The following is a 15663-nucleotide window of genomic DNA, read 5'->3' on the forward strand; positions in this document are numbered from 1 at the left end:
CCGAATTCCCGTCTGTGAGTGCGATAGGGTTTCCTAAAAGATGGAAGGAGGGCAAGGGGTGCTGTCCAATTTCGTCGTCATTCCGGTAGTTCTCGTCATGACCATTGCGGTGTATACCGATCTTCGCAGCCGCCTCATTTATGACTGGCTTACTCTGCCAGGAATCGCCTATTTTCTCATTTACCATGCATTTACCCATCCGGACCAATGGACTACGTATGGACTGGGGGTCATATTGATCGGAGGAGTCACCTTGCTGATGGCGGTCGTGAGCAATGGGCAATTGGGAGGAGGAGACATCAAGCTGTTTACGCTGGTAGGAGCGGCAGTTGGGTGGGAAGCTGGGTTGTATATCTTGTGCTTCACTTACCTGCTCGCAGGACTCATCGTTATCCCGATCTGGCTGGCAGCCAAAGTGTCAGGGAGGCAGGCGGCAGGACGGGAAATTCCTCTGGCTCCTTTTATTGCAGGTGGAACGAGCCTCTTGCTCATGGCTGTAGCGTTTATCTGATGATGGAGAGGGAGAGGGAGTCACTCGATGTTGGAATCGAAGCGAAGAGCAATCATCTTTTTAGCGCTGTCTCTGATCCTGGCGGCGACAGCAGGCTTTTTGTTCTTGAAAAAAATCAAGGACCTGAATTCACAGCTCGGAGAAATGGTGGACATTTACGTGGCGAGTACAGATATCGCCTCCCGGTCGCTCATAGCGCCTGACCAAATCAAGACCATGCAAATACCTAAAAAGTATGCAGATCACTCGTATGTGACGGATAAGCTCAGTTTGAAGAATCAGGTAACCGTTGTTCCCTTGTCGGAAGGAGACATCATTACGAAAAACATCATTAAGCCCGCTGCAACAGTCAGAGACCAGAACAATCGGCTCGTGACGGTGTATGCTTCCGGCAATATCGTATTTGATCAGCAGCTCGAGGCATTGGATCGTGTCGATATTATTGTCTCACACGAGGTGAATGGGAAGAGTGCAACGGAAGTATTTATGAAGGATGTGCCGGTCGCCATGGTCGCGAAGACGGACGATCAGTTTAAAGGAGTCGCCTTGGAAATGCCGTTTGAGCAGGTTCCCGCCTTTATTCACCAGCAGCACTATGCTGAGGTCATGCGGATTTTGAAGGCGAATGTAGGCAAAGGCGAGCTGGGCATCCCGCAGCCGTTCCAGGATCAAAAGCCAAAGGAAACCACGGCACCTGCTGCTGGGGACAAGAGCCAGCCAAAGCCCACTAATGGTCAGCCAGCATCTGTGAAGCAGACGCCTGCGAAACCTGCTCAACCGACATCTGTCGTCAAACCGGAGGGCAAGTCATGAATCCAGATACCAAAATTTTAGTCGTCGCTGATTACGACTCGATCAAGAGCATGCTGAGCGAGGCTCTCAGCCAATATGGCAATGTCCAATTTACCTCGTCGCGTGAAGTGAAAAAAGAAATCGACCGAATCGCTCCTGATGTCGTTCTGATCGTTCAGCCAGAGGACGGCTCCGGGGTCGAGCTGGTGCAATACATACAGGGAGAGCTTCCGGAAGGGCTCGTCATTTTTTTGACGGAAAGGCAAGACTTTGGCTTGCTCCGTGATATCGTCCGTGCAGGGGCCATCGAGTATATTGTCATGCCGGATGAGCTGGCGTTGCTTACGGATCGTTTGGAGAAAATCGCCGAGCTGGGGGAGCAGCGGCAGCGGAAAAAGGGGACGGCTAGCTCCGGCAAAGCGTTTGTGCGCGGAAGAGGAAAAGTGTACTCCTTTTACAGTGGAAAAGGCGGAAGTGGACGCACGCAGCTGGCGACCGGGTTTGCTCAGGCGCTCAAGCTGGAATCGACCGCACGCGTTCTGTTGATCGATTTGAATCTCCAGTATGGCGGGGTAGAAACGTTTTTCTCGCTCGATAAGAGTAGGACGCTGGCCGACCTGGTCCCAGTCATGAACGAGATGAACGAAAATCATATTCGCAACGTGTCTTTGCGCGAGACGCATTCCAAGCTGGAGGTGCTCGCCAGTCCGCGTGATGCCGAAACAGCAGAAAACATGTCCGAGGAATTCATCACCAGACTGATTCGAGCAAGCCGGCGCAGCTACGACTTTGTGATTATCGATCTGCCGACTTATATGAATGAGCTGACGTATACGGCTCTAGAGGAATCAGACTTCATTTATTACGTGATGAATCTGGATACGCCGTCTGTCCAAATCTATCGGTTGACCGAAGAGCTGTTTAGAAGGCTGCGAATTGATACAGAGGGGCGGCTTGAGGTCGTGGTCAATCAGGTCGGAAGGGATAACGAGCTGACGGTATCCGATCTGAAGGGATTGATACAGGCTCCGATCGCCGCAGAAATCAGCCGTGATCACAAAGGTATTCAGGCTGCGGTGAATCTGGGTTTGCCTTTGCAACGGGAAGCCAACGAAAAAAAGCTGATTCCTGCGGCGAAGGAAATTCGAAAATGGGTGCTGACCAAGCTGTCGTAGGAGGGGGATTGCCATGGCGTTGTTCAGGCGAAAAGAGGAAAAGCACGTATTGACAGAAGAAGCCCCGCGCCCGGTAGCGGCTCCTGCGTATCACAATCCGTACATCGACGAGCTGGCGGAGCATTACAAATCAAAGCTTTTGCGCGAGACCAATCTCGAGAGATTGACGAGTCTCGCCCCGGGAGAAATGCGTCTCGCGATCGAGCGCATGGTATCCCAGTACATGTCGGAAGAGAAAGTCGTTATCCCGCGCAATGAAAAGGAAGTGCTCTTGACGCGGCTGATCAACGAATCGGTAGGACTCGGACCTTTGGAGCCGTTGCTCGCTGATCCGGAAATTACCGAGATCTCGATCAATGGTCATCAGGAGGTGTACATCGAGAAAAAAGGCAGGCTGGAGCTGACCGATCTGAAGTTTCGTGACGAGGAGCATCTTCGACATATCGTAGACCGGATCGTTGCCCCGCTTGGCCGCAGGATTGACGAAAGCTCTCCGATGGTCGATGCCAGACTGAAGGATGGCAGCCGTGTGAACGCGGTTATACCGCCGATCAGCCTCAACGGGACGCTCGTCTCGATTCGGAAATTTCGCAAGGAACCGTATTCCATGGAGGATCTCATGAATTTCGGGTCATTCGATGGAGCGATGTGCCGCTTTTTGCAGGCGATCGTAGAAGCCAAAATGAACGTGCTCATTTCAGGGGGCACGGGGAGCGGGAAGACGACACTGCTCAATGCGGTCTCGCGGTCGATCCCTTCCTATGAAAGGGTCATTACGATTGAAGACTCGGCGGAGCTCAAGCTGGATCGTTCCAACTGCATCGGGCTGGAGGCACGTCCGCCCAATATGGAAGGAAGAGGGGAAATCACGATACGGCATCTGGTGAAGAACTCGCTGCGGATGCGGCCAGATCGCATTATCGTCGGGGAGGTTCGCGGTGCAGAGGCATTCGACATGCTGCAGGCGATGAACACCGGTCACGAAGGCTCGCTTACGACGGTCCACGCCAATTCTCCGCAGGATGCGTTTACCCGGCTGGAGGGGATGGTGGTCATGGCGGGAATGGAGCTGCCCTCCTCCATTATCCGCGAGTACATCGTGAGTGCCTTGGATTTTATTGTGCAGGTTACGAGGCTTTCAGACGGGACGCGTAAAATGGTGTCTATCTCGGAAGTATTCACAGGATTAGACAAACAAGTCGTCGTAAATGAGATCTTCCGCTTCCAACGGATCGGGATGGGAAAAAAGGGTGAGGTGCTGGGGTATTTCACTCCGACGGGCAAGACTCCCCACAGTCTGGAGCGGCTGCGGATGTTTGGAATCGAGCTGGACGAATCCATGTTTACGATGGGCGAGGTGAACAAGCGTGAGCATCTCTATCCTGTTTAGTCTCTCGGTGCTGCTGGCGATCTGGGGGATGTACGAATACCTCGGCTACCGTGCGAAAAAGACAGAGTGGAAAAAGCGCACGGAGGAATGGTACGACATCAAAGCCAAACGGAAGAGCTTCATTATCGTGTGGGGGGATCGTTTTGACCGCACCTCGCACGCAAAGGAAGTCCAGCAAAAGCTGGTACGCGCCAATATTGCGCTGGCACCGTCCGAATATTACGGCATTCTGCTAATCGGGGCGATGGGTGTCGCTTTCTTCCTGAATAGTGTCGTAGGTCTGCACGCTCCAATCAACCTGGTGGGTGGCGCGGCTTGCATGTACATCGCCCAAAACCTGATGTTTATTATGCGGCGGAACAAATACCAGGAGAGACTGAACGACCAGCTGTCAGAGGTATGCCGCTTGCTCGCCAATTCCTTGCGGGCAGGTATGACGCTCTCACAGGGAATTGAGCTGGTGGCAAAAGAGATTCCGCAGCCGGCTGGGCAGGAATTCAGCCGCATGGCGCGTGAGCTGCAGCTGGGTGTCAGCTTTGACAGATCGCTGTCAGAAATGGAAAAGAGAATTCCAACAAGGGATTTCCGCATCTTCGCCGCTACATTGTTCATCCAGCGTAGAGCGGGGGGAAACCTGAGCGAGGTGCTTCAGGAGATGGCAGAGACATTGGAGGATCGCCGCATCGTCAATCAGGAGATCAAGACCATGACGGCTGAGCAGCGATACGTGTCCATCCTCGTCCCCATCATGCCGATCGCTCTCGTGCTCATGATGAACGCGATGAACAAAGGCTTCATCGATCCGTTGTTTTCAGGCTTTGGCCTTGTCCTGCTGGGCTTCTTCATCGTGGGTACCGTTCTTTCCTACGTCCTGGTCAAAAAAGTCACCAACATAAAGGTGTGAGAAAATGGACGCCCTGATCATCACGGTTCTGTTCTTGTTTCTGTTATTCTTCGTGATCTTTTTGAAAGAAGCGTTTAAATACTCAGTCGAAAAGGAAAAGCTGATTGCGCACGTCCATGATACGACAGGCAACAAGGTTTACGATGTGCGAAAGCGGCAGACCCCCTCGCAAAAGTGGCTCAAGCGGTTACTCACCTACAGCGATGACTACGCGGCACTGGGACAGCGCGTCAATTTTTTCAGTGAGTCTCACGAGGTGGAGGAGTGGCTGCTGAAGGCGGGACGTCCACTCGATTTGACAGAGGCACGGTTCCAGGGGGCAAAAATCCTGCTTGCCTTGTTCGGCTTTATCGCGGGAATAGCGTTTTTCCTATTGGGATTCCCGTTCGCACAGTTTGGCTTGATCATCTGGCCGTTAGCTGGGTACTTCCTGCCGATATTTTTGCTGAAAAGGAAAGCGCGCGAGAGGCAAAACCAGCTGCGCTACGACCTTCCGGAATTTCTCGACACGGTAAGCGTCACCCTTCAGGCTGGGGTCAGCCTCGATCAGGCACTGCGCGACGTCATCCAGTTTTTCCAGGGACCATTGCGGGAGGAATTCTCCCGGTTCAATCAGGAGCTGGATCTGGGGGTCCCGCGTGAAAAAGCGTATGAACAGCTGCTGCGGCGAAACGACAATCCGGAGTTTCAAATGCTGATCAAGGCGCTGATCCAAGGGATGCGGCTCGGGGTTCCGATCGCTGTCACCTTTAAAATCCAATCAGAAAATATGCGTCGCATTCGCAAGGAGCTAATCAAGGAAAAAGCAGCGAAGGCTTCGCCCAAGGTGACGCTGATCACGACTTTTGTGGTAGCACCGACAGCTATCATGCTCATAGGTGGGTTGATGGTGCTCAACATCATGGAGAACGTAAGCCTGTTTTCGAATTTGTTTGGAAAATAAAGGTAGAACTGTGAAGGAGGTGATGCCCCTCGGAAGGAAGGATATATCTGGAATTGTAGTTACTTGCAAAATAATTGACGAGAATGAGGGGAAGAAATGATGATGACAAACATAATGCAAAGCCTGTATGCAAAGGTAACCCATTCCTTACGCAACCAGAGGGGAGCACAAGCCATTGAATGGATTGCATTGGCAGGAGTTATTCTGGCTGTATTTGCGGCCATTCAAACGGTATTCGATGGCGATACGGCAGTCGGAAAAGCGGTATCCGAAACACTCTCCAATATTATCGGAAAACTGGACTGATCCATCTGGACGGTGCCGGTGAAAAGGGGATGCCCCAGTCGCCGGCACCTCTGCTACACATACATAACGGTTGAAATCACCAGCAGGGAGGGTTATCCGCTTGAAACGTATCAAGCCATTCGTACTGGCTGTCCTGATTCCCAGCTTCTTGCTTCTGCATGCTTGCTCTTCCGAGACGACAGCACCGCCCCCACCTGCAGCAACCACGGAACCCGCACAGCCAGCGGGATCAGTAGACAGTAGTGCTGCACAGCAGCAGTCAGAGCCCCCCCATGAGCCGAGCAGAGAGCAAAAGCTGGACGCCTTGAAGGCTTTGATTCCGGACAGCGTATCCAAAATCCCGGAAACGACAGAAGAATTCTACACGCAATCGCCTGGACGTTACGCGGGTATCCTCTACGGGGAAAAGAGTGAAGAAATCGAAGAGGTTTTGAAGCAGCTTCCGGCGATTGATAACCCGGACCAGGAAACGATCGAGCTGTATTACCGCGCCTTGCTAGGTTTGTTTGGGGAGGACTATCCAGACCCGCAGGATATTATGGAGCAGATGAAGCTTGCTTCCTTTGGCAGCCCGGAAATCGATGACCCTCGCTTCCAGTTCAAGGAGCAGTACAATGTGGAAATCCTGCTCGATGCGAGCGGCAGCATGGCGGCAAACGTGAACGGGCAGACAAAAATGGAAGCAGCCAAGAAGGCGATTCAAGCTTTTGCCGAATCCTTGCCGGAAAAAGCGAATGTTGCCCTGAGGGTGTACGGCCATGAAGGCAGCGGCAAGGATTCGGATAAAGCCCGATCCTGCAAGAGCAGTGAGCTGGTCTACCAACTGCAGCCCTATCAGGCACAGGGACTTTCAGCTGCCATGAACCAGTTCAAGCCTACCGGGTGGACTCCGCTCGCTTTGGCCATGCAGCAGGCACAAGACGATCTTGGCAAGTTCAGAGGCGAGAAAAACACGAACATCATCTATCTGGTGAGCGATGGAATTGAGACATGCGGCGGGGATCCTGTCGCGGTGGCGAAGCAGCTGGGCAGCTCCGATATCACCCCGATCGTCAATGTGGTCGGCTTTGGTGTGGACGGAGAAGGCCAGAAGCAGCTGAAGGAAGTGGCCAAGGCGGCAGGTGGGCGCTATGTATTGATCCAGGACCAGAGTGAGCTGGAAAAAGAATTGAACCGGGCAAGGGAAATGGCGGACAGGTGGAATGCCTGGAAGAGTGACGTTTCCCATGACGCACTTACCAAGCATATCTCGCAGTCGGTTGATATTTCAGACTTTGCCTTGGACTGGAAAGCGATCGCCAGAAACGAAAGCTACAATTTGAATTCTGCGATTATCTCGCTTCGGTATTTAAAAATCCTGCCTGATCCGATCACAGATGCACTCGATCAAATCAAAGAGAAGCAGCTGGACGCAGCGCTTTCGCGGGCAGACGAATTGGAGAAGTTTCTGGATACGTTGAACGACAAGTCGTACAAGGAAGCAAAAGAGACGATCGACAAGCAGTTTCACGCAAATGTGAAGACCAATTGACACGCCAGCTACACCACTTTTATGCCGTGAATTCTTGGCCGGGAGGTTGCGATTGTGAAGAGCAGGTTTATTCGTCCCGTTTTGGCAGGGACCTTTGCATTTTTCCTTCTTCTGTTGCAGTGCTTCCCTGTAGTTGTCATGGCAGCAAGCAGCAGATTACCCGTCCCGGATCTGCAGGCACCGGGCTATCAGCCTCCTGATTTGCAAGCACCGGACTGGGATACGCCAAACCTGGAGCCGCCACAGTGGGAAACGCCGATGCTGGAGTCCCCGCAGTGGGATACGCCAAAATTGCAGGCACCAAATCAGGGCGTGCCCAATCTGCAGGCGCCAGATAGAAACGTGGAGCCGCATCAGCCTACGGATTTGTCAACGGACCCAAAAGCACCGGAGCCATTCAGTGAAAAGAAAGAGTACGACATCATGAAACTTTCCATCAAAGACATGATGGGAGGGACCATGTCGTATTCAGCTGACCTGATCCAGCAGGGAGAAGTGGACCTGCGTACTGGCGCAGGAAAATACGGATTCTTCTTGCTGCAGGTAGGGCTGAAAGGCGTAGATATCGCTGCGAAGGATACACCCTTGGGCAATGTGACGAGCCTGACCCTCGATGGCCTGGATGGGAAAGCCGCCTATGACAGCTATCGTTTTGTCCTGCAGCAAAACCCTCTGAATACAGGGGCAAACATCAACACACTCGGTTCTTTTTCCAATGCAGCAAATGCTGCCAATGCCGCAAATCAAGTCAGAGTTCCTGGACTAGTTGCAGGACTGAACGTGGGGGTCGCCGCGATCAGTCTTCCCTTTGACACGTATGAGACGTTCAGCAAATTTGGTCAGGCGTTTGACAGCAGTCTTAGCGAGGATAAGCAAAACGAAAAGTTCGTAGATGGCGTAGGCGCTTTGGGCAGCACGCTAATGGATGCAGGAGTGATCGCTTCTGTCATACCGGGAGGACAGACAGTAGCCGGCGTATTGGTCATTACCGGAGGCATTCTCTGGGGCGTGAGCAAGCTGGTCAAGTGGAGCGACAAGCTTTCGAAGGGCGCGGTTTCCCGAGGCATTCGAGATGGAATCGGCAAAGCGGTAGGCTGGATGAAGTCGATATTTTCGAGCTAGTGATAACCTGATTCTCAGTTTATAACGGAGGTTTCGTCCGATGAAAGTGACAGAAACAGCACCGATCCGAGCGCAGATCGACAAAAACAAGCGCTTCCTGGAAAAACCGCAGCTGTTTAACCATGCGGCCAAAATCAATGATCGGCTTTACTACAACGTGCAGTATTGGAAGTGGGGCAAGAGCGAGGCATCCGGTTACCTCATTCTGAGTCCGGACGGAGACGTAGTGCCGCGGGAAGAAGCGGTGCCGGTATTGCGATTGTTCATGCTTCACAATGTGGCTGCGCACGAACTGAACAAGGAACTGGCCCCAGCTAAAGACAAACCGATCTGGATGTACACGGGGAAGCGGGATTGCCTGCAAGCCCTGCAGCCCCATTACGAGGAGCAAATGGAAGTTGCCATTCGCCGGGACATGAAAAGTCTTATCGACGTGTGCCAGTACGTGATAGAAACACGGGATCAGCTCCAGGCTCTCTATGACAAAGGGGTCGACTCGCTGAATCATGTGCTGAGGGTAGGCTATGTCACTTCCGAAGACAAAAAGGATCTGGACGATTTGTTTCACGAGGCGAATTACAAGCTCTACGTGGGTTTGCGCAGCCAGGCAGAAATCAGGGAATCTGTCGATCGATTGGCTGCATTCCTGCAAAAGGTTGAGGTGCCGCTTCCTGGCGAGTTGAAGTCCAAGCGCCAAAAATTGCTCGATTTGCTGGACTCCTACAGAGATAAAAAGCTGAGGGCCACCAATGACGACTCCATCAAAGGATTCGAGGCTGTTGCGTCAGGGCAGCCCGTTCCCTTTTCGTCCAAGCAGCAGCTGGTGGATGCGTTTGAGAAGAAGCAGGAATTTCATTTTCAGACCAAGATCGTTCCCATTATTCGAAATACGTAAAATTGGATGAGGCAGGGAGGAAGAAGCCATGAATCCGATGAGAGCAAGCATCCATTTTTATACACGAAATATTGAATCGCTGCTTTTGCTGTCCGCCGTCATCGTAATGCCTTTCTTGATCGTACACAACATGACCCTCAACTACGTGAATTTCCTGGCTGCCATCACGGGAGCCAAGGTCGTCTCCAGCTTTCTGAATCTGTTCCTGCTGCTGTTGTTTTTGATGATCGTGCAAATCCCGTTTGCCCAGTTCGTACTCTGTGACCTGGAAGGCGAGGAGCGTCCGCTGCGCAAGGCATTCCGGGCATTCGCCGAGCATGGCTTTGCCGTCTTCCTGTTTGGTGTCGTTTACGTACTGGCAGTATGTACAGGGATGCTTCTCTTTGTCATTCCGGGGCTGATCCTGCTTTTGCTGTTTTACCTCACGCCCTATTTGGTCGTGATGAAAGGAAAATCGCCATGGCAGTGCCTGCGAACGGCTTTGGATATGGGGAAAAAGCATTTTGTCCAAATTCTTGGTCTGCTATTGCTGGCAAGTGCAATCGAATGGGTGATCAGTTTGATCGGGCTTTATTCGGTGACTTTCATCACGACCAGCTTCGGGGCTGTATTTTTCACGCAAATGCTGTTGAACGTGATTCTCTTTCCCTTTGTAGCGATCCTGTTTACGATGTATACCTACAAATGGAGTACAGAGCGGGAACGGGTGGAGGACGTACTGGCACTGGAAGGATGATACCATGCGAAAATTACGTGCGAAGCTGAAGGATGAACGGGGCTCCGTAACGGTGGAGTTCATCGGCATCCTGCCCTTTGTATTTTTGATTCTGCTGATCTTGTGGCAGTTTTTGACCGGCGTGTACGCGGTCATCATCGCGCAGTCGGCTGCTAATGAAGCGGCAAAGGTGTACGCCATCACCGGAAATTCTGGCGAGGCACTGGATGCTGCGCAGCACATTGTGGGAAGTGCAGGTGGGGGCATTGCCTATAATGGCGGTGAGTCGAGCATTTCCGGTGACGGCAGTTACTTTACGGCGAGGGTCGGCGTGAACCTGGATTTGTTTTTTCTGCCGGACTTCATCAAAGATAATATGAGCGAGGAAGACAGGGTGATCTCCTTCTCGAGAGAGCTGCGGGGACGGGTGATTCATTAAAATGAGACAGGCGATCATGCACGTACGCAATGAACGAGGAAATGTCACGATCCTGGTGCTGACCATTTTTTTCTTCCTGCTCTTGGTGGTCTTTTCCGTCTTGTTTAACATCTCCACCATCTTCGTCGACAAGGAGGCAGCGGCAAACAGCGCCCAGCTGGCCAGCCTGGCGGCGACGGATATCCTTTACGATGAGGTGGAGGAGGCCATCAAAGTGTACGATCTTTCCATTGAGAGCTGGGTGGACCCGGTCTTTATCTGGGAGCTGGTAGAGGCGCAGATGGATACCATCCAAGCTTCCCATCCCGACTGGTCTTCGAGTGAAGTGAGGGCGGAAGCGATCGATCGCGTATTGCTCGCTGCCATTCCGACTTATCCAACGCTTGAGGCACATGTGCTAAAGGGATTGCATGATGCCTCGACCAAGATTCCAGGCGTCGTAAGGGAAATTCTGGCCAGCAACAAAAGCACTCTCGGCGGCTCCTCCCTCAAGCTTTTTAACGGAGAAGACCGGATCGAGGTGAGGACATCGGTCCGTTATGAGAGCCAATCATTCGGGCTGGATTTCATGCCTCTGCATAACGAGCAAATCTATCAGACAGGGGAAAGCAGGAGCATTGGCTTTATCAAGGTGACAGGATGGAAGCAGCCCCCCCAGGTGTTTACAGAGGGAAAGACGCTCTAAGGAGGCGGTATACGTGAGAGAAAAGCGCAGATGGCAGCGTATCCTTGGAGGCATACTCGTGACGCTCTTGCTGGCAGGCTGCTCAGTCGGCGCAGCAGGCTCCGTATTTTCCGCTCCTGAAGTACAGCTTCCCCAGACTGCACAGGAGCTGATCATGGCTGCACCAGGACCGCTGTCCGGCATTTCCTTTTACCTGCCGCAGCATCCTCAGCGTGAAAAAATTCAGCAGATCCTCGATGGATTACCTCCTCTCCTGGACGGCATGGATGAATCGCTGCTGAGACTCTACTGGTCAGACTTGCTCAGGCTGTTTTCCGAGGACTATTTGAGCCCGCAGATGGTAGTAGATCGGTGGAAGATGGCATCGTTCGGCAGCCCGGATATCGGCGATGCGCGCTTTTTGTTCCGGGAGCATTTCAACGTAGAAATCATCCTGGATGCCAGTGGAAGCATGCGCGAGAAAATCGGAGAGAAAACCAAGATGGAGCTGGCAAAAGAAGCGATCAAGGAGTTTGCCGAAGCCCTTCCGGAAGAGGCCAAGATTTCTTTGCGCGTATACGGTCATCAGGGAACCGGCTCCGATGCGGACAAACAGCGATCCTGCAGCAGCAGCGACATCGTCTATCCGCTCCAGTCCTACGATGCCCAGAGGCTGGACGAAGCACTCGGTTTGTTTGAGCCGGCTGGTTGGACGTCGCTCGCGTACTCCTTGCAAAAAGCCCGGGAAGATTTAGCTGCATTCCCGGCTGACCAAAATACGAACGTCATTTACCTGGTCAGCGATGGCATCGAGACGTGCGGGGGAGACCCGGTCGCGGTAGCCAAAGACCTGTCCCAGTCTGATGTTATGCCCCTGCTCAACGTCATTGGCTTTGACGTAGATGCCCAAGGGCAAAAGCAGCTGAAGGAAATCGCTCAGGCCTCGGAAGGGCTGTACGCCAACGTAACCAATCGCGATCAATTTCGGCAGGAGCTGGAGAGAGCCAAGGAAATCGCTCAGAAGTGGGAGCAGTGGAAAAAGGATGCGATGACAGAGATGGATGCAGTGCTCATCGACAGGCGGAAATGGATCGATGCGTACGATCGCGACTGGTATGAGAAAAATTGGCGAGAGAGTCTGAATATCGGAGCAGCCCTTGACTATTTGGAGGCGACGGGGAAGATCGGCAGCCAGGCCAAGGAATTTCTCCTTTCGCAAAGAGCGGGGAGGGAGCAATTGGCGACAGCTGCCAAGGATGAGCTGACAGATTATCTTGTCCATCTCACCAACAAGACCTATCAGGAAATGAAAAGCGATATCGAACAAAAATACAGCGGGAATTGATGCCCCGCTGTTTTGTTCGATCCTAGATATAGGTGAAGGTAACCACTTGCTGCAACTGCGTATCAACTCCAATCGCGATCGCCTTGAGTCCATCGGTGTAGTAAAAATATCGCTTCAGATCATCCGGGTTGGCAAAGGATGATTTGACCAGCTGAAAGGCTGTAGGGGTGAGCAGCTTTTGATTGCGGATAAACTCAGCCGCAGCCTGCTCCAGATCGGTTTCCTTGCTTGCAGGAGACGGTTTGTCATCGGGCTCGGCGACATCGATGGAGACGGACAGCGCCTGTTTGGAATTCGGGTCGATGATGGCGTGGTAGGCAGTGATTTCGCCTGGGGCTGGGTCACGCTTTAGAACAACGTGGACGGGAATGCCTCTAAAAATAGGTTCGCCAGTCGTCGATTCCACCAGCTTGGCTGGGTCCTCCAGCGTAATATCCCGATCCATGGTGTCGACGTCGACACGATAGTATTGTCTGACAGCAGCAGATGCGATCTGAGCGGCCTCTTCTTTGGTCAAGCCCTGTACTTGCTCGGGGGAAGCGATAGGGGTACAGCCGCTTAAAACGACAACCAGCAGAAGCAGCATGATCCTCATATACGTTTTCATTCGGATCCTCCGTATGTTCCTTGAAGTCACGTTCTATAGTAGCAGGGTTTGAGCCAGCCCGAAATCGATTTTCCTTTCCAGTACCTTACGAAGTTGTAAGCTTCGGATTACCTACGTATTTGTGGAAAACAAAGGAATTTTTGAGTGAAAAGACGAAATATTCGGAGTACGGTTATTAACGTAAGGGGGGAACGGGCATGAATGCAAAAGAGCTAAGTGACGCCATTCAAACCTATGTGAGAACGGAAACATTTCCGGTAGGTGTTTCCTTGGTGAAGGAGGAAGCGAACCTTCCACGGAAGGCGAAGCGGCCAACGCGAGACCTGGGCTACCAAATCACCATCTGCCAAGCAGTTGGATTTTCTCGCCGTTATGGATGGAGCATCGCGATGAACGGCGCGGATCTGTCCTGTCCGATCGCTCAAGTAGCTTTTGGCTACGAAGAGCAGCTGCCGTTTTACTCGGAAGGAAATCTTGCCTGTGGCATGTACACCGACTCCTTGGAGACAGGAGCAAAAAGCGAGCAGGATGTACCCAAGCTCTCCGCACAAGAGACCGGATACTATGTGTCCTATCCGCTGGAGAGGGCGGAAATAGACCCGGATGTAGTCGTCATATACGGAAACTCGGCGCAGGTGATGCGACTGGTAGCCGGCATGCTTTACAAGCGTGGTGGCTCTATTCCGTCAACCTTTTCCAGTCGCGCTGACTGTGCCGATATCGCGATCAAACCGCTGCAGACAGGAGAGCCGCAAGTGATTGTTCCCTGTTACGGCGACAGGCTGTTTGCGCAGACACAGGACCATGAGATGGCGTTCAGCTTCCATTTCCGCGACGCACAGGAGCTGGTAGAGGGACTAGCCGGGACGCAAAAAGGTGGCGTACGGTATCCGATACCATCGTTTCTGCGTTACCAGGCCGAGTTTCCGCCGACCTATCAGAAGCTCGTTGGTATGTTCGGAGAAGGCAAGGAAAAAGAGCTTACTTCCTAGGAAAGCGAAAAAGCCAGCTGTTTCGGTGGGACCGAGACTCGCTGGCTTTGTTTTTTCAAAGCTGTTGCCAGGCACGGACAGCCTCTATCGCCTGTTTATGACGATGGAGACTGTCCTTGATGTCATTCGTGGGTTACACCAGATTTTCCGGATTCAAGCCTTCCAACTCTGGCAGGACAAAACGGCCGTCTTTGCGGATCAGGACGTCATCGAACCAGATTTCGCCGCCGCCGTATTCGGGACGCTGGATTTGCACCAGATCCCAGTGAACGGAGGAACGGTTGCCGTTGTCTGCCACGGTATACGCATTGCCTGGCGTGAAGTGAAAGCTGCCGGCGATTTTTTCATCGAACAGGATGTCGAGCATCGGATGCAGGATGTGCGGGTTGAAGCCGATCGCGAATTCTCCGATGTAGCGAGCACCTTCGTCTGTGTCGAGGATGTCGTTTAAGGCCTTGGTGTTGGAGCTGGTGGCTTCCACGATCTTTCCTTCTTTAAAGGTGAACTGCACATCGGTGAAGGAAATACCGTTGTAGTTGGTCGCAGCGTTGTAGAAGATGGTGCCTTCTACAGAATCGCGTACAGGTGCGGTGTATACTTCTCCGTCAGGAATGTTGCGTTTGCCGTCGCATTTGATGGCGTTAATGCCTTTGATGGAGAAGCGCAGGTCGGTTTTCGGTCCAACGATGCGGACGCGGTCGGTGCGTTCCATCAGTTCCTTGAGCGGCGTCATGGCATTGGACATTTTTGCGTAGTCCAGGTTGCAGACGGAGAAATAGAAGTCCTCGAAGCCTTCCAAGCTCATGCTGGACAGCTGTGCCATCGATTTGTTCGGGTAGCGAAGGACTACCCAGCGTTTGTTTGGTACCCGCTCGTTTGTATGTACAGGCTGGTACAGCACGCGGGAATAGATGCCCATTTTATCTTCGGAAACATCGGCATATTCATTGATGTTGTCATAGGCGCGCACGGCGATGTACGCATCCATGTCTTTCATCCGGTCGTATTCGTATTTTGCCATCAAGGCCATATGCTCTTCGCTTGTTCCCTGGTACAGGGCGCGGTTTACTTCCTGATCCTTCAGGGTTACCAGAGGCAAAGCGCCTACCGCAAAAGCTTCACGAACAAGAGCACGTACCAGTTCGGGCTGCAGGCCTGTGTTTTCGATCAGGACCTTTTCCCCTTTTTGCAGATTGAGCGAGTAGCGGACAAGACGGCTTGCGAGTTCATTAATCCGTGGATCTGCCATTTTCGCAACCTCCATAATAAAAATTATTTTACTAAAAGTATTATCGCAAAATTCACGATTGCTTGCCAGTGTATATACAAAAG

17 protein-coding genes are annotated in these 15663 nt (G+C 52.4%); 15 read left to right on the plus strand and 2 right to left on the minus strand.

Going from position 1 to position 15663, the window contains the following annotated elements; genetic code table 11:
- The first annotated feature begins 58 nt into the window (after nt 1–58).
- From ACLIN2_RS03330 to ACLIN2_RS03395, 14 genes are all read left to right on the plus strand, one after another.
- Nucleotides 59–511 carry a prepilin peptidase gene (locus ACLIN2_RS03330; RefSeq protein WP_246070861.1) on the plus strand — a complete coding sequence of 151 codons (453 nt, stop codon included), beginning with the start codon at nt 59–61 and terminating at the stop codon, nt 509–511.
- A gap of 27 nt (nt 512–538) precedes the next feature.
- Nucleotides 539–1324, plus strand: a complete 786-nt coding sequence (locus tag ACLIN2_RS03335) for a flp pilus assembly protein CpaB (RefSeq protein ID WP_411503208.1) — start codon at nt 539–541, stop codon at nt 1322–1324.
- The gene (locus tag ACLIN2_RS03340) at nt 1321–2478 is read left to right on the plus strand and encodes an AAA family ATPase (RefSeq protein ID WP_400588075.1); all 1158 of its coding nucleotides are present in this window, start codon (nt 1321–1323) and stop codon (nt 2476–2478) included. Before ACLIN2_RS03335 ends, ACLIN2_RS03340 begins: the two co-directional genes overlap by 4 nt.
- A gap of 13 nt (nt 2479–2491) precedes the next feature.
- Nucleotides 2492–3868: a CpaF family protein gene (locus ACLIN2_RS03345; RefSeq protein ID WP_411503209.1), complete on the plus strand. Its 1377-nt coding sequence runs from the start codon at nt 2492–2494 to the stop codon at nt 3866–3868.
- A complete protein-coding gene (locus ACLIN2_RS03350) occupies nt 3846–4772 on the plus strand; it encodes a type II secretion system F family protein (RefSeq protein WP_310236527.1) in 927 nt (308 codons plus the stop codon). The genes ACLIN2_RS03345 and ACLIN2_RS03350 overlap by 23 nt, the downstream gene beginning before the upstream one ends.
- 4 nt (nt 4773–4776) lie before the next feature.
- Entirely contained in the window at nt 4777–5715 is a 939-nt protein-coding gene (locus tag ACLIN2_RS03355) for a type II secretion system F family protein (protein WP_411503210.1), read from the plus strand.
- A gap of 99 nt (nt 5716–5814) precedes the next feature.
- Nucleotides 5815–6021, plus strand: coding sequence for a hypothetical protein (locus ACLIN2_RS03360; RefSeq protein ID WP_092267509.1), 207 nt, complete (start codon nt 5815–5817; stop codon nt 6019–6021).
- A gap of 100 nt (nt 6022–6121) precedes the next feature.
- Nucleotides 6122–7552, plus strand: a complete 1431-nt coding sequence (locus tag ACLIN2_RS03365) for a VWA domain-containing protein (protein ID WP_411503211.1) — start codon at nt 6122–6124, stop codon at nt 7550–7552.
- Nucleotides 7553–7606: 54 nt separating this feature from the next.
- Nucleotides 7607–8674 (plus strand): hypothetical protein, encoded by a 1068-nt coding sequence (locus tag ACLIN2_RS03370; RefSeq protein ID WP_411503212.1) that lies wholly within the window; start codon nt 7607–7609, stop codon nt 8672–8674.
- Nucleotides 8675–8714: 40 nt separating this feature from the next.
- Nucleotides 8715–9569 carry a hypothetical protein gene (locus ACLIN2_RS03375; protein ID WP_411503213.1) on the plus strand — a complete coding sequence of 285 codons (855 nt, stop codon included), beginning with the start codon at nt 8715–8717 and terminating at the stop codon, nt 9567–9569.
- 28 nt (nt 9570–9597) lie between these two features.
- Complete coding sequence (locus ACLIN2_RS03380) at nt 9598–10305, plus strand: hypothetical protein (protein WP_092267427.1); 708 nt, start codon at nt 9598–9600, stop codon at nt 10303–10305.
- A gap of 4 nt (nt 10306–10309) precedes the next feature.
- Nucleotides 10310–10723 (plus strand): TadE/TadG family type IV pilus assembly protein, encoded by a 414-nt coding sequence (locus ACLIN2_RS03385; RefSeq protein ID WP_092267426.1) that lies wholly within the window; start codon nt 10310–10312, stop codon nt 10721–10723.
- Nucleotide 10724: 1 nt separating this feature from the next.
- Nucleotides 10725–11408 (plus strand): pilus assembly protein TadG-related protein, encoded by a 684-nt coding sequence (locus tag ACLIN2_RS03390; protein WP_400588079.1) that lies wholly within the window; start codon nt 10725–10727, stop codon nt 11406–11408.
- 13 nt (nt 11409–11421) lie between these two features.
- Complete coding sequence (locus tag ACLIN2_RS03395) at nt 11422–12732, plus strand: VWA domain-containing protein (protein ID WP_411503214.1); 1311 nt, start codon at nt 11422–11424, stop codon at nt 12730–12732.
- A gap of 22 nt (nt 12733–12754) precedes the next feature.
- Here ACLIN2_RS03395 and ACLIN2_RS03400 read toward each other — a convergent pair whose 3' ends face one another.
- Nucleotides 12755–13339: a hypothetical protein gene (locus ACLIN2_RS03400; protein WP_411503215.1), complete on the minus strand. Its 585-nt coding sequence runs from the start codon at nt 13337–13339 to the stop codon at nt 12755–12757.
- Between the two features lie 197 nt (nt 13340–13536).
- Between ACLIN2_RS03400 and ACLIN2_RS03405 the strand changes: the two genes are divergently transcribed.
- On the plus strand, nt 13537–14331 hold the full coding sequence (locus ACLIN2_RS03405; RefSeq protein WP_411503216.1) for a DUF169 domain-containing protein: 795 nt from the start codon (nt 13537–13539) through the stop codon (nt 14329–14331).
- A 133-nt stretch (nt 14332–14464) separates the two neighbouring features.
- Here ACLIN2_RS03405 and ACLIN2_RS03410 read toward each other — a convergent pair whose 3' ends face one another.
- Nucleotides 14465–15580, minus strand: coding sequence for an aminopeptidase (locus ACLIN2_RS03410; RefSeq protein WP_092267421.1), 1116 nt, complete (start codon nt 15578–15580; stop codon nt 14465–14467).
- Nucleotides 15581–15663 lie beyond the last annotated feature (83 nt).

The sequence above is a fragment of the Brevibacillus centrosporus genome (assembly GCF_046622605.1).
GTDB lineage: Bacteria > Bacillota > Bacilli > Brevibacillales > Brevibacillaceae > Brevibacillus > Brevibacillus centrosporus.